Origin of the sequence: Lactiplantibacillus sp. B652 (assembly GCF_023806745.1) — a bacterium.
In the GTDB taxonomy this organism is placed as follows: domain Bacteria; phylum Bacillota; class Bacilli; order Lactobacillales; family Lactobacillaceae; genus Lactiplantibacillus; species Lactiplantibacillus pentosus.
On sequence record NZ_JAMSKY010000004.1, the window covers coordinates 175,563 to 193,280 of the forward strand.

18 protein-coding genes are annotated in these 17,718 nt (G+C 47.5%); 11 read left to right on the forward strand and 7 right to left on the reverse strand.

Translation table 11 applies throughout. The annotated features are described in order from the left end of the window. Positions 1 to 155 precede the first annotated feature (155 nt). The 3 genes from MZO40_RS07290 to MZO40_RS07300 all read left to right on the forward strand — a co-directional run bounded on the left by MZO40_RS07290 (position 156) and on the right by MZO40_RS07300 (position 2,615). Positions 156 to 1,277, forward strand: coding sequence for a PLP-dependent transferase (locus MZO40_RS07290; RefSeq protein WP_105920764.1), 1,122 nt, complete (start codon positions 156 to 158; stop codon positions 1,275 to 1,277). 72 nt (positions 1,278 to 1,349) lie between these two features. After that, positions 1,350 to 1,670, forward strand: a complete 321-nt coding sequence (locus MZO40_RS07295; RefSeq protein WP_003639365.1) for a thioredoxin family protein — start codon at positions 1,350 to 1,352, stop codon at positions 1,668 to 1,670. Between the two features lie 159 nt (positions 1,671 to 1,829). Beyond that, positions 1,830 to 2,615, forward strand: a complete 786-nt coding sequence (locus MZO40_RS07300) for an alpha/beta fold hydrolase (protein WP_105961464.1) — start codon at positions 1,830 to 1,832, stop codon at positions 2,613 to 2,615. A 110-nt stretch (positions 2,616 to 2,725) separates the two neighbouring features. On the opposite strand, the gene MZO40_RS07305 is transcribed toward MZO40_RS07300, so the two are convergent. Next, positions 2,726 to 3,142, reverse strand: coding sequence for a hypothetical protein (locus MZO40_RS07305; RefSeq protein ID WP_105961465.1), 417 nt, complete (start codon positions 3,140 to 3,142; stop codon positions 2,726 to 2,728). A 231-nt stretch (positions 3,143 to 3,373) separates the two neighbouring features. Here MZO40_RS07305 and spxB point away from each other — a divergent pair, with 231 nt between their 5' ends. From spxB to MZO40_RS07320, 3 genes are all read left to right on the forward strand, one after another. After that, complete coding sequence (gene spxB, locus MZO40_RS07310; RefSeq protein WP_088770948.1) at positions 3,374 to 5,131, forward strand: pyruvate oxidase; 1,758 nt, start codon at positions 3,374 to 3,376, stop codon at positions 5,129 to 5,131. A 254-nt stretch (positions 5,132 to 5,385) separates the two neighbouring features. After that, complete coding sequence (locus tag MZO40_RS07315) at positions 5,386 to 5,673, forward strand: LasU family protein (protein WP_165861008.1); 288 nt, start codon at positions 5,386 to 5,388, stop codon at positions 5,671 to 5,673. Between the two features lie 12 nt (positions 5,674 to 5,685). After that, the gene (locus MZO40_RS07320) at positions 5,686 to 6,042 is read left to right on the forward strand and encodes a DUF6483 family protein (protein WP_088770949.1); all 357 of its coding nucleotides are present in this window, start codon (positions 5,686 to 5,688) and stop codon (positions 6,040 to 6,042) included. Positions 6,043 to 6,184: 142 nt separating this feature from the next. Here MZO40_RS07320 and MZO40_RS07325 read toward each other — a convergent pair whose 3' ends face one another. The 3 genes from MZO40_RS07325 to MZO40_RS07335 are packed head-to-tail and all read right to left on the reverse strand — an operon-like array spanning position 6,185 to position 9,279. Further along, a complete protein-coding gene (locus MZO40_RS07325) occupies positions 6,185 to 7,036 on the reverse strand; it encodes an SAM-dependent methyltransferase (protein WP_105961466.1) in 852 nt (283 codons plus the stop codon). An 8-nt stretch (positions 7,037 to 7,044) separates the two neighbouring features. Beyond that, entirely contained in the window at positions 7,045 to 7,461 is a 417-nt protein-coding gene (locus MZO40_RS07330; protein ID WP_003639358.1) for a helix-turn-helix domain-containing protein, read from the reverse strand. A gap of 18 nt (positions 7,462 to 7,479) precedes the next feature. Next, the gene (locus MZO40_RS07335) at positions 7,480 to 9,279 is read right to left on the reverse strand and encodes a M3 family oligoendopeptidase (RefSeq protein ID WP_122217766.1); all 1,800 of its coding nucleotides are present in this window, start codon (positions 9,277 to 9,279) and stop codon (positions 7,480 to 7,482) included. Between the two features lie 230 nt (positions 9,280 to 9,509). Between MZO40_RS07335 and MZO40_RS07340 the strand changes: the two genes are divergently transcribed. Next, positions 9,510 to 10,433 carry an alpha/beta hydrolase gene (locus tag MZO40_RS07340; protein ID WP_105961491.1) on the forward strand — a complete coding sequence of 308 codons (924 nt, stop codon included), beginning with the start codon at positions 9,510 to 9,512 and terminating at the stop codon, positions 10,431 to 10,433. Positions 10,434 to 10,749: 316 nt separating this feature from the next. On the opposite strand, the gene MZO40_RS07345 is transcribed toward MZO40_RS07340, so the two are convergent. Further along, positions 10,750 to 11,208 (reverse strand): hypothetical protein, encoded by a 459-nt coding sequence (locus MZO40_RS07345; protein WP_105961467.1) that lies wholly within the window; start codon positions 11,206 to 11,208, stop codon positions 10,750 to 10,752. A gap of 204 nt (positions 11,209 to 11,412) precedes the next feature. After that, on the reverse strand, positions 11,413 to 11,697 hold the full coding sequence (locus MZO40_RS07350; protein WP_050339580.1) for a bacteriocin immunity protein: 285 nt from the start codon (positions 11,695 to 11,697) through the stop codon (positions 11,413 to 11,415). Positions 11,698 to 11,886: 189 nt separating this feature from the next. On the opposite strand from MZO40_RS07350, the gene MZO40_RS07355 reads away from it, so the two are divergent. From MZO40_RS07355 to MZO40_RS07365, 3 genes are read left to right on the forward strand one after another with little or no spacing between them, the layout of a single operon-like run. Beyond that, positions 11,887 to 12,276, forward strand: a complete 390-nt coding sequence (locus MZO40_RS07355) for a GntR family transcriptional regulator (protein ID WP_105961468.1) — start codon at positions 11,887 to 11,889, stop codon at positions 12,274 to 12,276. Continuing rightward, the gene (locus MZO40_RS07360) at positions 12,257 to 12,967 is read left to right on the forward strand and encodes an ABC transporter ATP-binding protein (RefSeq protein WP_082230298.1); all 711 of its coding nucleotides are present in this window, start codon (positions 12,257 to 12,259) and stop codon (positions 12,965 to 12,967) included. Before MZO40_RS07355 ends, MZO40_RS07360 begins: the two co-directional genes overlap by 20 nt. Next, positions 12,957 to 13,730, forward strand: coding sequence for a hypothetical protein (locus MZO40_RS07365; RefSeq protein ID WP_050339575.1), 774 nt, complete (start codon positions 12,957 to 12,959; stop codon positions 13,728 to 13,730). Before MZO40_RS07360 ends, MZO40_RS07365 begins: the two co-directional genes overlap by 11 nt. A 125-nt stretch (positions 13,731 to 13,855) precedes the next feature. Here MZO40_RS07365 and MZO40_RS07370 read toward each other — a convergent pair whose 3' ends face one another. Next, on the reverse strand, positions 13,856 to 14,410 hold the full coding sequence (locus MZO40_RS07370; protein ID WP_252133194.1) for a cysteine hydrolase family protein: 555 nt from the start codon (positions 14,408 to 14,410) through the stop codon (positions 13,856 to 13,858). 441 nt (positions 14,411 to 14,851) lie between these two features. Between MZO40_RS07370 and MZO40_RS07375 the strand changes: the two genes are divergently transcribed. After that, complete coding sequence (locus MZO40_RS07375) at positions 14,852 to 16,855, forward strand: Na+/H+ antiporter (protein ID WP_105961469.1); 2,004 nt, start codon at positions 14,852 to 14,854, stop codon at positions 16,853 to 16,855. The last annotated feature ends 863 nt before the right edge of the window (positions 16,856 to 17,718 follow it).

Consider the following 17,718-nt stretch of genomic DNA (forward strand, 5'->3'; position numbering starts at 1 on the left):
AAATCAACTTGATGAGTGTTGTGGGGCGACCCGCAATTGAACTTGGGTGGTAACACGCGACCGGCGTCCCTGATAGATGGCGGTTTTTTTGTGTTTTCATTTTTAGGATGAGATTACGATTAATGGCATAAAATTTAATAAGGTGGATTGAGAACATGACAAAGCAGACAGATGAGTTACATATTGAAACCCGGTTAGCGCAAGCGGGTAATCGGAGTGATGATGAGAAGACCGGGGCAATTTCAGCACCGATTTATTTATCAACGGCGTATCGGCATGCCGGTCTCGGCCAATCGACGGGCTTTGATTATCCGCGTGAAGCACAACCGACGCGATGTATTTTGGAACAAGTGTTAGCTGAAATGGAACACGGGGTGGCTGCCTATGCGCTCACTTCGGGCATGGCCGCGATTCAACTGGTCTTCACGTTATTCCATAGTGGGGACAAAATTATTGTTTCAGACGATTTATACGGAGGTTCGTATCGGTTCTTTGACTTACTGCATGATCACTATCATTTGGATTTTGCGGTCTGGGACGGACAAGACCAGGCGGCACTGGCAACTTTAGCGGATGAACACACCGTTGCGTTATGGCTCGAAACGCCATCCAATCCAACGATGAAAGTCATTGATATTCAGGCCACCGCTGCGACTGTCCATGACCACGGGTTAAAATTGATTGTGGATAACACGTTCTATACGCCGCTGATTCAAAAGCCGTTAGACCTGGGTGCTGACATCGTCGTGCATTCAGCGACCAAGTATCTAGCTGGCCACAATGACGTGCTGGCTGGTGCGGTCGTGGTTAAAGACCAGGCGGATGCCAAGGCCTTAGAATTCAATCTGGTGACGACCGGTGCCGTGTTAGATCCGTTTGACGCGTGGTTGCTATTGCGAAGCCTGAAGACGTTGCCGCTTCGTTTACACCAACAAGAAGCTAATGCCCAATCGCTCGTCAAAACGCTGACGGCGGATGCACACGTGTCGCGGGTCTTATACCCCGGTCGCGGCGGTATGATCAGTTTTTACCTGGCTGACGGAACCGACGTCGACACCTTTTTACGCGCGTTAAACGTGATTTCCTTTGCCGAAAGCCTGGGTGGGGTCGAGAGCTTGCTGACCGTTCCCGCCGTCCAGACACACGCCGATTTGACGCCTGAACAGCGCGCTGAAAAGGGCATCACGCCGAACTTATTACGTTTGTCAGTCGGTATCGAAAACGTGGCCGATTTAGCAGCTGATTTACAACAAGCGTTGCAACGTGCGAGCGAATAGCGCAAAGTCCTTTACTTACTTTTAGTATGTGTTAAACTATAGGTATCATCAAGAATATTGGAGGCATTTTTTATGGCAACTGCAACTTTAAGCGACGAAGAAATTCGCGACCGAATCAAGACGGGTAAGCATATGTTATTCTTTACGGCGGACTGGTGCCCGGATTGCGCGTTTATTAAACCAGTAATGCCCCAAATCGAAGCCAAGTACGACCAATACGATTGGATTACGGTTGACCGTGACGCAAACATTGAAATCGCCCAGGACATGGGTGTGATGGGCATTCCTAGTTTCGTTGGCATTGAAGATGGTCAAGAAATTGGCCGCTATGTCGACAAGTTCCGTAAGACGCAAAAACAAGTTGAAGATTTCTTAGATACACTTGAAAAGTAATTTATTTATTACACTAGTCAGTAGTGGCTAGTCGACTTAATTGCCAACTCAGATGTGTCCGTGATGGTTAAGCTTTAACCACGATGGGCGCGTTTGGGTTGGTTTTCGTTTGGGCTTCTGCTACACTATTAACTATTAATTTTGGAAACGGTGATAAAAATGACAACGAATTTATTTGAAGACGTGGTAGTCCGTACGACCAAATTGGGCGATTTGCCCGTCTTACACGTGTTTGCAGCGAGTCAAGCACAGACGAAGTTACCAACGATTATCGATTATCATGGTTGGACGAACCAAACGGCAACAGAACTATCCGCGGCCTATCAATTGGTTCGCGCTGGTTTTCGGGTCATTTTACCAACTGCCTATTTGCATGGTAGCCGCAATGATGGCACTGACTTAGACCGCCATCCGGAACATTTCTGGTCGATCGTCGGCCATTCGGTGGCTGAATTTCCACAATTAGTGGATAGTTTAGTTGCGGCTGGAATCACTGATGCGGACAAGATCGGCGTGATGGGGACTTCCATGGGTGGTATTACCGCTGCAGGTGTGATGGCCACGCAGCCCCAAGTTGTTGCTGGCGTGTCACTGATTGGGTCACCTGAACCGGTCGCATTTGCCAAGGACCAAGTTGCGCAGCTACCGGCAGCCTTACAAGCCAAACTGCCGGACGAACTGATTACCAAAACGTATCAACAGTTGGCCAAGTTTGACTTATCAGAACATCCAGAAGCGCTGGCTGGGCGTCCAATGTTCTTCTTTAACGGAACGGCCGACCAGATGGTGCCATATCAATATGTGCGCGATTTCAAGCACCGTTTCAAAGATACACCCGCACTAAGCGCAACGGTCTTCAAACGTGCTGAGGGTGGCGTTCATCACGTGCCACATAAGATTCAGGAAGCTGCAGTCGACTTTTTAACGGCTAGTATTTTGAAATAAGATAACTATGATTGTTGACAATGTGCCGGATACTAACCGATGTGCTGAAAATAATCCATAAAACTAAAAAAACGAAACAAAGCGTCCTAACTGTTCAGATTTACAAACAGTTAGGGCGCTTTTCGTTTGCCATTGTGCTGAAGTCGCCGGATCCCAAAATACAAGAGTAACAGCAGTCCCGCTGGTTCCGACAGCAGCATCAAGACCCCGCGCTCCAATATAAAAATGGCGAGATTCATTTCATCATCCCAACGGGCAGCCCGTTCGTTCAAATGAGAGTGATACTTTAAACTGGCCTGCACCGAGATTGACTGCATTTTGAAGTGGTTGCGACGTAGCATCGGGATGGCAGACAGGAGCAGTGGATAACTGATCAGATACGAGCTAATTAGCCAGCACACCGGTAGATTAAGGACCAATTGCCACTCACCAGTGGGCTTGGCCGTGATGGCGTAATACGCGACAATGAGTACCGGTAGCGCTGACAATTCGGCGGTCAATATATTAATTAATTGATGAGTTCTCATTATTTCGCCTCGAAACCGAACCAGAATTACGCGCTGAACGAACTGGTTTAAATTAAAATAATCCGCATTATAGCACTGGTCTGGCGGGGGAACTGTCGTGACGATTTGGTTAGTTAAGCCAATATTTTTAAAATAATGATTGTTTACAATTGAATTTTGAACAATTTAGATGTATGCTAATAATCGTAAATGAAAACGTATACAACCAATTTAAAAAAGAAGGCATTTACTATGGCAAAGATGATTGAAGCATCCGTCGCAATGTTGAAAGTGTTAGAAGCTTGGGATATTAAGCAGATTTACGGCTATGCCGGTGGGTCGTTTAATTCAACCATGCACGCGTTGGACGTCGAGAAAAATCGGCTCCAATACGTACAAGTGCGTCACGAACAAGTTGGTGCGCTAGCTGCCGCGGCTGATGCGAAGTTAACCGGGAAGATCGGTGTCGCATTTGGTTCTGCAGGCCCTGGTGCCGTTAACTTGCTGAACGGATTGTACGATGCGAAGGAAGACCACGTTCCCGTACTTGCCTTAGTGGGTCAAGTTGCCCATACCAATATGAACTATGATTATTTCCAAGAATTTGCAGAAGAACCAATTTTCAGTGACGTCGCCGTCTTCAATCGGACTGTAATGACGCCTGAAAGTCTACCATACGTTGTCGATAAGGCAATCCGGACCGCTTACCGGGAAAATGGCGTTGCCGTCGTCACGATTCCAAATGACTTTGGGTATGTTGAAATTCCGGATGAAAACTATGATTCAGCGAGTGTTCCTGCCAAGTTACGGGGCGTTCCTGAAATCGAGGATGACCAAGTCAAGACCGTCTTAGACATGATCAAAGCTGCCAAGTACCCCGTCTTCCACGTTGGTCAAGGGACTCGTGGCGCGACCGAAGATATGATGGCTTTAGCTGAACGGTTACAAGTGCCAATCATCATCACTGGTTTAGCCAAAGGGGTCATTCCAGATAGTTTTGATGGCAACATGGGCAGTGCTTACCGGGCTGCTTCCAAGGCTGCGGATGAACTCATGGGGATTACGGACTTAGTTGTCTCAGTCGGTGCGGACTATTCATTCGCCCAAATTATGTACACGACCCATGATTTCAAGTATGTTCAAATTGAATTAGATCCTGGTAAATTTGGTCGTCATCACCATTTAGACTTCGGTGTCAATGGCGATGCCAAGGTGTTCATCAAACGGGCCTTAGCCTTGAGTGAACAGGCCGCACCATCACCATACTATCAAGCTGCTAAGGCCGACATGGCTGATTGGAAGCAGTACTTGAAGAAGTTGAGTGAACGGACGACCGATCCACTGGAATATGAACAAGTTTATCAAGAAATTAACCGGGTCGCAGAAGACGATGCCGTCTTCTCAATGGATGTCGGTGATAATACCATCAACAGTTTCCGGTTCTTAAAGATGAACCCTAAGCAAAAACTATTGACCTCCGCACTATTTGCGACGATGGGTGCCGGCGTTCCCGGGGCAATTGCTGCCAAGATGAGCTATCCTGACCGTCAAGCCTTCAATATTGCCGGTGATGGGGCCTTCTCAATGGTCATGCAAGACTTGTTGACCGAAGTAAAGTACCACTTGCCAATCTTCAATATTGTCACGTCTAACCAAACGTTGAACTTTATTAAGTCTGAACAAGAGGACGTGCCGCAACCATACTATGGGATCGATTTGCTCGATGCCGACTTTGCAAAAATCGCTGAAGGGATGGGCGTCAAAGGGATTCGTGTCGACCACTTTGCCCAATTACATGATGCCTTTGAAACGGCCATGGCCGAATTAAAAGCGGGTCGTCCAGTCTTGATTGATGCTAAGATTACTGACAAACGGGGCTTACCAGTTGAAATTCTGGATGTCGATCCAGCCAAGACATCCGATGCTTCGGTCAGCGCATTTAAAGAAAAGTACGATGCTAATGAATTGAAACCATTATCCAGTTACTTCAAAGAATTCAAGGTACAATAAACCTCACGATTAATCGTTGAGATTGGAATCACGAATTGGCAGTTCTTCCATTGTGGAAGAGCTGCCAATTTTTTTACGCGTCGTTCTAGTGGTATATACCTGTAAAAAGGTGGATAATGAGCATACGATTTAATGATAGATGTGATAGCCGGTCAAATGGGGAGACCGGTATTCGTGAATGCTGCCGCTTGAATCTTAGTAGCAGTCAACACGATGCTTGAGGACGATTGGTACCAACAAAGGGGGAGTACACGATGATTAATCGACGGTTAATTGCCGGACCGACGTTTATTTTAGGCCTGGTTTGGTTGATTGGTTACGGCCTACAACGGGCCCACAGCGGAATTGGTGGTGCTTGGAGTGCTTACGCGTTTACGGGGCTGATTCTGTACACGATTCTGGCAACGTTCATCACCAGCTTGGCGGATGCGTACCAGGGAAACCACGCGCGGACGAAGGCTGAAAAACACTTTTACGGCTATATGTGTACGTTATCCGTGATTTTAACGATCACAGCGATATACTGGATGGCGCATAATTAGGGGGAGACCACCATGCAAGATGAAAGTGATTGGTTGATGCGGCAGTTGCGCGCATTTGCGACGGGGCTGGGATACACTTTGAGTCGTCGTAAGGGTGGTGAGACCCAAGTCGTCTTTCCAGAGTTACAAGATAAACCGTTACCGCACCAAGTCGAACTGACACAATTAATCGACAAGCACGCCTATGCGCAAGCCGCAGACCGGTTGCTAGCGTTACAATACGCCATGACGGCCTCAGAATTCTTGAAGTTAGGCATCTGGTTCTACGCGACACTCAACCGATTTGATGACCAGAACCTCGCCAGCGGGGGAATATCGCGGGCGTCACTGGTAGCGGGATTAGCACAGTTGAAGCAGTTAGATTTATAATCCAGAATACTGACAACTGATGGGAGCGGAAGCGACGCTGCTTTTGTCAACACACAATATGAAATAAGCTGCAAAAAACGAGCTTTCAGAAAAAATTCCGAAAGCTCGTTTTGATTAATTTAGCGCATTAGTAATGAGGGCGTTAGCGGACGACGTAGACCTGATCGTGAATCAGATCAAATCGCCGAAAATGGGCATTTAATTTGGTCACTGCATCGTCGTTTTGATAGGTCGCTTCGTCCCAGAATTGCTTGGAACCAGTTGCACCGTACTTTTCACCAATGACAATCAGTGGAATATCGTGCTCATCTTGGCGCATTGCCTGTAAAAGGTCCCAATCAATGGTCAATTTGTCGGGTGACCAGGCCATGATAACGTACTTGATGGACCCGGCGTATTGTTTAAAGGCACTGACAGCATCCAGTGCTTCAATCGATGTGACCGGGTGGCGTCCCGTTTGATTACCAGTCTCGTGCGTCCAATCCTTAGAATCGGTCGTGTAGATTGGCTGACTGGGATGCAGCCGCTTGAGCCCCTTTGAAATGTAGCCGTTGCCAGCCATGACTTCTAACACCGGGGCATTACCAGTGAAATCAGCTAAGTCTTTGAGAAATGGGGCGCTGATGTAGGCCCACATGCCGTATTGCGCTTCCAAATAATCTCGGAAATCACGCAACAATTTGTCGACCTTTGGCAGGGCCGCTGACAATTGGTTCCACGCGGCATCACCAGCCGGGTCGCCCAGTGGGTACTGTTGATTGATGCGTGCAAACAGCTGATCCTGAAAGTCATCCGGCACTTCTAAGACCGGTAGTTGTTGCGGTGCCAATCCAGCGGCCAATAGCCGGTCTGCTTCTAGCACGTTATTGATCAGCACGAGGATTTGCGGGTCGTCTTTAAACAACGTGCGGTAACGCGTCATTTGCTGAATATAGGGGGTCACGGATTGTTGTTTCGCCCGTTTTTTGAGTTGTTTTAATTTCTTGGGATTCATAATAACTCCTAGTCATCGAAATGTAGATCTAATTCTTCCTGACCGACCACATCCGTCGTGGCCCGGTGTTGACGGCCATGTAAGTAGCCGTCCATCAGTTGAAATAGTTCATAACGGTCTTCACTGGACAGTTGTTCCTGGTTGAACGTCAGTGGTTTGCCAGATAAAAAAATCCGTCCGAGGTCGTATTCTTCTTGGTCCGATTTTCCTGATAAATAGTCAGTGGTGACGTTAAAAAACTCGGCTAATTTACGAACTTCTAGGTAGGAAGGGGTCCGTAAATTACGTTCCCAGTTGCCGATTTGAGCTGCGGTATTTTTGCGAGTCGTCTGTTCAGCGGCGGGCATCTGATTGAGCGCGGTCGCGAGTTGGGCCAGGGTCATTTTTTGCCCTCGTCGAAGGGCGCGTAAACGTTCTGGAAACATATGCTCACTTCCATTCTGTTAGATTAGCGGTGCGGATAGGGCCATAAATTCATCAATATCCCGTTTGATTAGGGCGACGCCAGCTTGCCAGAACGCGGGCTTAGTCAAGTCCACATTGAGGTGCTTGGCAGCTAAGTCCTCGGTCGACATGTTGGCCGTATCCCGTAGTAGAGCGATGTAGCGGTCTTCAAAGTCCGGTTGGGTCTTCGCCTGTGCGTAAATTCCAAGGCTGAAGAGGTAGCCAAAGGTATAAGGAAAATTATAAAACGGTACGTCGTCGATGTAGAAATGTAACTTGCTGGCCCAAAACATTGGATGATAAGTACTCAAAGCGTTGCCGTACGCTTCTTGTTGCGCGTTCAGCATCACCTGTGAGAGCTCGTCTGGCGTGACGATGCCGTGTTGCCGGGCTTCATAGAAGCGGGTCTCAAACAAGTACCGAGCGCGAATATCCAAGAACATTGCAAGCGGGTTTTGCATTTTGGCATCGAGCAAGGTCAACTTGGCTTTGGTGTCGTCTGCAGCTTTGAAGCTCGCGTCGGCAACGATCAGTTCTGCAAAAGTCGAGGCCGTCTCTGCGACGTTCATCGCATAATCCTGACGCCAGAGCGGTAAATCCTGAATCACGCTACCATGAAAGGCGTGTCCAAGTTCGTGCGCGAGCGTTGCCGTGTCGTTGGGCGAGCCAGTGAACGTCATGAAGATGCGGGATTCGTGTGTTTCAGGCAAGTTTTCCATGTAGCCGCCGGGACGCTTGTTCGGCCGATTCTCGGCTTCGACCCACCGATTTTCTAGGGCGTGTTTAGCGAGCGCTCCCATCTTAGGGCTGAACTGCTGGAAATTCTTAATCACGAAGTCGGCAGCTTGGTCATAAGTCTGACTTGGTATTTCCCCTAAGGCGAGCGGGGCTTCGATATCTTGCCAGTCCAATTGTGACTTGCCTAAGAGTTGCGCTTTACGTTGCAAGTAGCTGAGTAACAGGTGCTTGCTGTCGGCGACGACTTGGTACATCGTATCCAGCGTCGCACGGCTCATGCGGTTTAATTCGAGTGGCTTTTTCAAAAAGTCATCGGTACCGTGTGCGCGATAATTTGCCAGACGAAAGCCTGCTAAGTGGTTCAGGGTGTCGGCAAACGGGGCCGCGTGCGCTTGCCAAGCCGCTTCCCAATTACGCATCAATTGCGCGCGCTGTTCGTTTGGCATGGCAGCGGCTAACATATTTTGGGCCTGCCCGGCTGAAAGTTGCGTCGTCTGACCAGTTTCATCCGTATAAGGTACCTTGATCGCACTGACCAGCGTGTCGTAGTGGTCGCTCCAACCTTGAAAACCATCTAGGGCCAAGCTGTTGATCAAGGCTTCTGTATCGTCATCTAAAAGTGCTAACCCTTGCTGGCGCATTTCAGTGAGATTGAAAGCCAGTGGTGCTAGGGCCGGCTGTTTGATGAGTGCTTTAAAGGTGTTGGCATCCAACTTCACGAGTTGTTTTTTGAAGCGTGTCAAGAGATTATCCAGCTGATTGTCGAGTTGGTAGAGTTGATTCAGTCGGGGCGCTGCCTTGGTATCGTCAGCGTGTGCAGACTGGTAGGCGACAACGAAGACCGTGGCTTGGTCAATGCCGGCTTGAATCGCTTGCAAGTTGTTGACGAGTTGGGTGAACCAATCCGCATCCGGCGTATCGGCTGCGGCCCGCCAATGAACGAGAACGTCGGCAGTCGTGGTTAATTGTTGTTTGATCGTAGTCATCTTTTCAGCTAATGCGGGTGAATCGATGCCACCGGCAAAAATGCTGTCTAGATCCCACGTTTCTGAATAGTGCATAGAATATTGGCCTCCTCAATCTGTTCTAGTTATCTTTAATTATAACGGTTATTATGGAAGTAGTGGCAAAATTTTCCTGCTTTAAGCAGATTTTTGACGATGGCCAGGAGTCCTGTTTTTTGATTCTATGCTGGATTGTCGATTGTTTTGGCCGTTATTTATGGAATTTGGTGCTGTACGACGCAGATTTGGGTCGTCTTGAAGTGCCAAAATACGAGGAGTGGTTAGGTGTGAAAAAGTGGTGGATAACGCTAGCTGTGCTGGTGGTGTTAGTTGCTGGTGGCTTAATTGGTGCGGGGAGTTATTTTTATCACGTTGCGATTGCCAGGGGCGACAAATCGTTCGTGACTCAGAGTACGAAATTATCGAAAAAGAGTCAGGTCTATCATGAAAAATATTGGTATTTACATACGGCGAAACAAACGTGGACAATTGAATCGCATGATCATTTGCGATTAGTGGCGTGGTATATTCCCGCCAAGAAATCGACCAAAACGGTGGTGCTGGCACACGGGTTTGCCGGTAATAAATCATTGATGGGTGCCTGGGCAGGCATGTATCATGAGCTCGGCTATAATGTCCTAGTTCCCGATTCACGTGCGAGCGGTGCCAGTCAGGGGCAAGCGGTCGGTTATGGCTGGCTCGAGCGGCGAGATGATTTGCAATGGGCCCGAACCGTCGTCAAACGGACGGCAACCAAGCAAATCGTGATGAGTGGAATTAGTATGGGCGCAGCTGGAATGACCATGGCGAGTGGTGAGCGGCAGATTCCACAGATCAAAGCGTACGTGGTGGATAGTCCGTTTACCAGTGCGGATGCCATTATCAGCTATCAAGCGGGCCAGTTGTATCACTTGCCGGCATTTCCATTGGTCAACGTGACGAGTCTGATTACCAAATTACGCGCGGGCTATAGCTTCAAGGAAGCAGACGCGGTCGCACAGATTCGTAAGAACCGGTTACCGATTATGATTATCAGTGGCACGAAGGATGATTTCGTGCCGACCCGCATGGGTAAACAACTGTATCGCAATGCGCATCAGCCCAAGCAACTCTGGCTCGTCAAAGGCGCAGGGCACACGACTGCGATTACTCAGAATTATCAACGGTATAAGCGTCACATCGCTAGTTTCTTAGCACAATATGTCGATTGAAATAAAAGAACCTTTCGATTCAGTTGCATCGCAGGCCTGAATCGAAAGGTTATTATTGTCATTATGATGGATACGCAGACACGAGGATTGCACAATGAGCGCGTGACTACTAAATCACCAATCATGTTGAAGACAGTCTATCGCATGTCCTGCCAATCAGTATTGTGATAACCACTGCCAGCACTGACTTCGAGCGGCATCCGTCATGTTGGCTGAGTCACTGTGGTGGCCGATTCGTTGGTCGTTGCGGCATGTGCGGCTGTTTGAACTAGACTAATACTGACAATTACTCTTAAACTGGATGTTAATAAAATGACTAAACTTTTTTATTTGGTCGATGGTGAATCAGGTGAGACAAGCCAACTAGGATGAGTGCCGGTAACGCAATGATAATTAGTATCCCACAATAAAAAATATCAGCAATCAAACTGATGTCAGCATCCCGCTGTTGATTAGCAGCGTCGATTGCCAGTCGGCTTTTAACTGGATTAGTCGCGTCATGGTAGGTATCGGCTAAGTTTGAGGGCTGTTGACGTTCTATTGCAGCAGACTTGGAACGAAGTGATTTGGTTTTGAGATGTGGGTGGCCGATTTGGGGTCGGATGATAATCAGTAATGGATAAGCAATCAGAAATGAAGTCGTCCAATACAGATTAAGCCATGTCCAATGGAGCTGCAGTGTGCCATCTGGGTCAGCGGTGATCAAATAGTACACGGCAATGAAAAAGAGCCCACCGCGTAAATAGGCCGCTAAGATATTTTTAACAATAACCATATTAGTCCACCTTTCAAATCGACAGTGGTGGTTTCATGTAATACCATTTCAATCCGGATTGAAGTATTAGTAGGTTATGATTCCATTTTAAATTAAAATAAGATTAAATTAAAGCAAAAAATTAATTTATATATAATAAAAAGCAATCAGCCCGCAAAATCTTGCCGGCTGATTGCTTTTATGGATGTCATTAAAACGGACTGATTAGCCCCGCTGGTATGGCACTTGACATGGGACATCGACGCCATCTTGTAAGGTGACAAGATAGAGCTGGTCTAAGACAGCGGGTCCCCGAGAATGATTGCTGCCCCAGGTGGTTAATAAGTGGTTCAACCGGCTGGCAACTTGATGATGATCCATCACGCAATCCAAATCCTGTGCGGCTTTAGCTAAGGCTTCAGATAATTCAGGAATTGCACGTACTTCAGGATCACTGTACGCCACGTCGATTGCCCGAGTCAAAGCGATGGCATTTTCATTTTTTAACATGTTTCCCCATCCCTTTCGCGTTATGATGACCAATTGTGGTCTACTGCTAACTTAAGTATAGCGCTACTGGGGTGAGTTTCAAGTCGAAAATGTAACCGCTATCACACGTAATGGCAGTGTCGGATTGCATTTAATGAGCCAACGTGTTATATTGTAATAGATAAATAGAACACTAGGGAGGCCGATCAGTTGAAATTCGATGACAAGGTGCCGATTTACTATCAAATCAAGCAACACATGTATCATGAAATGATTGACGGGTCATTGCCACCGGGGGCTAAGTTGCCTGCGGTTCGGCAATTGGCGGTAGATTTGACTGTTAATGTCAATACGGTTCAACGGGCCCTCAGTGAGATGATTGCAGAGGGAACGCTGACGTCACAGCGTGGTAAAGGTAATTTTGTGACGGATGACCCAGAGAAGATTGCCCGATTACAATCGGAATTAGTGACCGAGCAGTTAGTACTAGCTTATCAGCAGTTGCATGCTTTGAATTTGAATGATGCCGACATCATTCAGCGCATGCAACGATATATTGAACAGCGGGAGGATGACGCAAATGGCAACATTGACGCTTAAAAATGTCGCGTACAAGCACAATCAACGGCAGATTTTACAAGATGTACAATTAGTACTTTCAGCAGGAAAAATCGTCGGCTTGTTAGGTGAAAACGGGGCTGGGAAGACGACTCTGATGCGGCTCATCATGGGAACGGCGAAAGGCCGCGGTGAGATTCGGGTCAACGGTGAAGCTGGCGTGGTTGCCCGTAAACAACACATCAGTTTTACGGACCACCTCAGCGGATTTAGTACCGGCATGAAATTAGAACAGATTGCGAAATTTTATGCCAGTGTTTATCCAGACTTCGATACAACTCGGTATCAGGAAATGGTGGCGTTCTTGGAACTCGACGCTCAACAGAAATTAGGCGAGTTGTCCAAGGGGACCCGAGAAAAGCTGATTATTGCGCTGACGCTGAGTCGTCAGGCGGCCGTTTATTTACTGGACGAGCCATTCAGTGGTATCGACAGCATGAGTCGTAAGAAAATCATCAACAGTATTATTAAGTGGACCCCTGATGAAGCCATTCTGCTCATCAGCGACCACTATGTCAGTGAAATTGCGCCGATCTTAGACGAAATCGTGGTCGTCAAAGACCAAACGATCACGTTGCATCAGGCGACTGATGAAATTCGTGATCGGTATGGCATCGAATTAGAAGACTATTATGAACAGTTGTATACGGGAGGTGCGACGGATGACAAATAGTTGGTCACTTTTTAAGGCACTCAGCTGGCCACGGTTCAAACAAATGAATCTCCTGGTGGGTGTTGAAATCATTGCAGTCTTGGTCACGAGTCTCTGGACCGCAATCAAAGGAAATTTTTCGGGTGCAACGTTATTTTATAATTTAAGTGCCTGGATGATTTTGCCACTGGCCGTCGGGTTTATTTTGTTGGCAGTCGCTAATGAGAAGACGTTTCGGTCAGGGACCTTCCAGTTATTGCCCGTCAGTGATTGGAAGATGTATACGATTAACTTGGTGGCGTCACTTGCCAATATTATTTATGTTTGGCTCTTGCAAGTGGTTCTGATGGCAATCACCATTGGTATCGGTTGGCAGGATTTGATGGGTGGGCTAACGACAACTTCAATTCTGTTCAGTCAATTTAGTGCCAGCGGTGTGACGAAGTTCGTCCTCGGAACGTTATTAGTCCTCGTGCTCGTCACCTTGTTGATTTGGAGTACGATTGCGACTTGCCACTTTATTACTAACGCGGCAAAGGGCTTCTTACCGAAATTCCGTCAGCAGTTTGTCAATGTGATTATTACGGTCGTCGTTATTTACGTGGCCTTCCGCTTAGCCAGTCTCCTCATGAATATGATTAGTTATTTATCGAGTCAATTGGTCAATCAGGGGCAGGTCGATTCCCTATGGGTTGGCAGCTTGATTATGCTGATCGTCATTCTGGTTGAAGGCGCGATTAATGTCTTTATGCAACACAAATGGGTTGAACCAACGCTGAACTAACTGAAAACGAACCGCAAAAGCCACTGCGAACTGACCGCATCACGCGGTTGGATTCGCAGTGGTTTTTTTGGACTGGTCAATCAGTCTGAAATTAACGTGACCGACTGACTTGCGATTAAAAGCGTCTAAACAACTTTGGCGCCCAGACTGTTTTTAAAGTGACGTAAGGCCCATTCGTGTCCATCCGCATCAAAACTAGCGACAGCGTCTTGATGAATCACGAGCTGATAGCCTAAATTGTAAGCATCGACGGCAGTGTGTAGCACGCAAATATCGGTGCAGACACCAACTAAGTGCAGCGTATCGACGTGGCGTTCGCGCAATCGTAAGTCCAAATCGGTCCCAGCAAACGAGCTATAACGGGTCTTGTCGAATTGCCAGACTTGATCATCGGCTTGATGCTTATCGAACCAAGTCTTCAAGGGGCCATACAGTTCACGACCCCAGGTGTTGCGAACGTTATGCGGTGGAAAGAGGCGACTTTCCGGATGGTACGGGTCGTTAGGCGTGTGGACGTCGGTTGGGAGCAACACCCAGTCACCATTGTTGGCCATTGTTTCAGCAAGTTGAACAATGGTCGGCGCGAGCGCCTGTCCCGGTTTGCCACAAGTTAAGGCCCTGTCGTCGGCCACAAAGTCGTTGGTATAATCAATAATGAGTAACGCTTGATTGGTTGCCATTTCACGATTACCTCCCTTAAGATGGCTTTACTCTAAACAACTTCACGGGGCCTGTCAATCATTAAGGGTGGGGGAGCAAACGCGTCATAAGTGAATTAATGTTGGTTAGATATTTACAGTAAGCAAGGCAGCGAGTTGGCTGGTCGCCAATATAATTTTATCGATAATTATATTGTCAATGGTTGGGGGGATTCGTTGGCGTGGTCGTAAACTGCTTAGGCTAAAGGGTGAGTGATACCGGTACGGGCAACAGCAGGCCACGAGCAAATCAACGGATTCCCGATTGCACGACTGTTAGCCACCCGATACAGATACCCCAACGCAGTGTAGATGCTCGACTACCGGTGAGAAATCAGTGTCGTAGATCAAAGTCACAATGTGTGTTTATCTGGCGAGTTGCGTTAAAATTAAAGAACAACTAAATCAAGGAGGATTTTTGGTGTGCAAACTGTTTTCTTAGTGCTACTCCTCGTCGCGGCTGTCGTCGTGGCAAATGCCGTCTATGCACGCTTTAATCAAGTCCCGGTCGCCTTTTTGCAAATTGGGGCCGGATTAATTTTGTCATTAATTCCGTTATATCAAGACTTCGAGCTGGAACCGGAAATATTCTTATTTGTGATTATTTCGATTCTCATGTTCAATGACGGGCAAAATACGAACGTCCGTAAGTTGAGTCACCAATTTGGGACGACCTTGTCGTTAGCGGTCGTGTTGGCAATCGTCACGATTTTCATTGTCGGGATACTGACGCACCAACTGATTCCAGAGTTTTCATTAGCACTGGCGTTAGCCTTGGGTGCAATTATTACGCCGACCGATGCCGTGGCCGTTTCATCGATTACGACTAAGGTGGCGATTCCTGATGAAGTCATGACGACGCTGGAAAATGAGTCGCTCTTTAACGATGCTTCCGGTATCGTGGCCTTTAATCTGGCGATTGCCGCCATTGTGACGGGCCAATTTTCCGTCTGGCACGGAATTACGAATTTTTTATACGTCTTTGTTGGTGGAATTATCGTTGGCTTGGTATTGGGATACGTCATCGTCGCCATCCGAATCATGTTGATCAATATGCGTGTGGACACGCCGTCGGTCATTGTGCCTTACACGTTACTGACACCATTTGTCGTCTACTTCTTAGCTGAATCTCTCGGCGTTTCTGGCATCTTGGCCGTGGTGGCGACTGGTTTGATTCATGGCGTGCAATCGGATCGGTTACGGCTGACGACTTCGCGACTTCAAATCGTGATGTCGACGACCTGGTCGATTGTCGCTAGTATTTTAAACGGAATCGTGTTCGTATTGTTAGGCGTGTCGCTGCCGAGCGTTATCAAACATTTACAACAGCGTGATACCGGGTCAGTGGCCGTATTAATCGGCTTAGGAGTTCTACTATATCTAGTGATGACCCTGGTGCGGTTCTTCTGGACACGGTTTGATTTGGCCCGTATTCGTGCTTGGGATACGCACGAAAAGACCCGTAATGCGTTTGTGATGGGGCTCAGTGGGGTGCACGGGACGATTACACTGGCGATGGCCTTCTCATTGCCACTAACACTCAACGGCAGTGCGTTTCCATACCGCAATGACATTATTTTCGTTGCCGCCGTCGTTATTTTGACCAGCCTGCTGGTACCGACGATCTTGTTACCGCTGACGCTACCGAAGCAAACCGTTAAAGTGACGGAAGAAGAGTTAGCATCAGCCAAAGCGGAGATGGTCACTCATGCGATTCAACTGATGCAGGCGCGCCACGGCAATAACGTCGGTACGGGTAAGGTGATTGAAATCCTATCTGGGCAGCGGACGCTGGATGGCCGGCCAAAACGGTCAGAATTGTCGCAGCTCTTCGATGCCACGTTTGATGTTGAACAGCAGACCATCAATCAAATGGTCGACCGCGATGAAATTACGCCTCAAGCGGCAGATAAATACATGCGTTTGGCGAGCCAGACGCGACTCCAGAATCAGCAAACCTTTTTCAAGCGGTTTAAATTATTTTTCCGGTTTGCAATGGTCAAATGGTCGCTAACCAAGAAGGCCCGGGCTCGCCGTAAAGCCTTCCGTCAGTACCATGCGCGCCATGGTCAAGAACGCTCAGAATTGATGTCGCGTCATCGCGAAATGTGGCAACAGATGCGTGCGATTGAACAACAGCCATATGATGCAGTGCTGGCCTATCTCTCAAAGACGATCACTGCCGAAAACCAGCAAGCTATCGGTATCGTCCGTCGAGCCTACGATGAACGGCACCGGCGCTTGTCAGGAGAACGGGACTTACAAGATGTTCAAAATGAATTATTAATTGAAGCCTTTCAGCTGGAATACAACTTTATTCAGAACCAGTTGGCCAATAAGACGTATAGCGCTGAACTGGGCAATCAGTTATATGAACAAATCTCAACTGACCAGTTAGTTTACTTACAATCGGTGAACACCGATTAATCACACTTAGTAACGTCAACGATAGGACCAACTGTGACGAGTATCATTGCGGGCGCGGCTCAGGTACAATCAAAGTATCCCAAGAGTCGCATTGACGCATTGCTATGTCAATCCGTCCGCCCCCAAACTGTAAGTTATGCATGACGTCTGGGAATAACGATGACCGCTTTAAGCCTGATGGTTTGAAGCGGTCATTTTTATGATGCGCATAATTTGATATCTTAGTCACGCATTGTACTCATTGATGTGGCATGAATCATGGTTGAAAGGTGCTGGTTGGATTCCTGTTCGTCAGCCAAAGATGCGTCCTAATCCGACTTCCGGGGCCGGCTGACAATGCTGGAACAGGGCGGACATCGATTTGAACTCACGCAGAAACCCACTGCGCAATTTCAAATACGAGTCTTCTTCTAGCCCGGGAAACCCACCCGGACAAGAAGAATTTCGCCCTTGAGCATTGTCAGCCGGCCCCTACAGTCGGGAAGCCGTTCGAATGGCGGATGAACGGCCACCTATCTGGGTACAATTGATCACTGAATATTAGGTGGCTGGTACTTCAGGAAAGCTCTTAATCAGTATCGATAATGACTTATGGCATTTAATTGCTGAGAAGATTAGCAAATATTATTCACTCAGCATGCCACCAACTTCAATAGCAACTGGTCTTGGATTTAGTCGATAAGATTATCTTCATTGAGAATTCAAGATTTTGCTATCTCAGATAACTAGGAAAAGTTCTGACAAGTTGTGTGGAGTCGCTGATTCGAAAAGCTAAAACCTGGTTAAGAACGTTTAGCAATTGTTAGAAACCAATCTGAAAGTTCAATATCAAAATTCCCGTGTACCAAGGAATCAAAGACTAA

Bases quoted from the DNA above. Each gene is read 5' to 3' on its own strand.
- spxB (WP_088770948.1), top strand. From the start codon at position 3,374: ATGGCAAAGATGATTGAAGCATCCGTCGCAATGTTGAAAGTGTTAGAA.
- MZO40_RS07330 (WP_003639358.1), bottom strand. From the start codon at position 7,461: ATGTTTCCAGAACGTTTACGCGCCCTTCGACGAGGGCAAAAAATGACC.
- MZO40_RS07365 (WP_050339575.1), top strand. From the start codon at position 12,957: ATGACAAATAGTTGGTCACTTTTTAAGGCACTCAGCTGGCCACGGTTC.
- MZO40_RS07290 (WP_105920764.1), top strand. From the start codon at position 156: ATGACAAAGCAGACAGATGAGTTACATATTGAAACCCGGTTAGCGCAA.
- MZO40_RS07295 (WP_003639365.1), top strand. From the start codon at position 1,350: ATGGCAACTGCAACTTTAAGCGACGAAGAAATTCGCGACCGAATCAAG.
- MZO40_RS07305 (WP_105961465.1), bottom strand. From the start codon at position 3,142: ATGAGAACTCATCAATTAATTAATATATTGACCGCCGAATTGTCAGCG.
- MZO40_RS07325 (WP_105961466.1), bottom strand. From the start codon at position 7,036: ATGAATCCCAAGAAATTAAAACAACTCAAAAAACGGGCGAAACAACAA.
- MZO40_RS07315 (WP_165861008.1), top strand. From the start codon at position 5,386: ATGATTAATCGACGGTTAATTGCCGGACCGACGTTTATTTTAGGCCTG.
- MZO40_RS07300 (WP_105961464.1), top strand. From the start codon at position 1,830: ATGACAACGAATTTATTTGAAGACGTGGTAGTCCGTACGACCAAATTG.
- MZO40_RS07335 (WP_122217766.1), bottom strand. From the start codon at position 9,279: ATGCACTATTCAGAAACGTGGGATCTAGACAGCATTTTTGCCGGTGGC.
- MZO40_RS07320 (WP_088770949.1), top strand. From the start codon at position 5,686: ATGCAAGATGAAAGTGATTGGTTGATGCGGCAGTTGCGCGCATTTGCG.
- MZO40_RS07350 (WP_050339580.1), bottom strand. From the start codon at position 11,697: ATGTTAAAAAATGAAAATGCCATCGCTTTGACTCGGGCAATCGACGTG.
- MZO40_RS07360 (WP_082230298.1), top strand. From the start codon at position 12,257: ATGGCAACATTGACGCTTAAAAATGTCGCGTACAAGCACAATCAACGG.
- MZO40_RS07345 (WP_105961467.1), bottom strand. From the start codon at position 11,208: ATGGTTATTGTTAAAAATATCTTAGCGGCCTATTTACGCGGTGGGCTC.
- MZO40_RS07370 (WP_252133194.1), bottom strand. From the start codon at position 14,410: ATGGCAACCAATCAAGCGTTACTCATTATTGATTATACCAACGACTTT.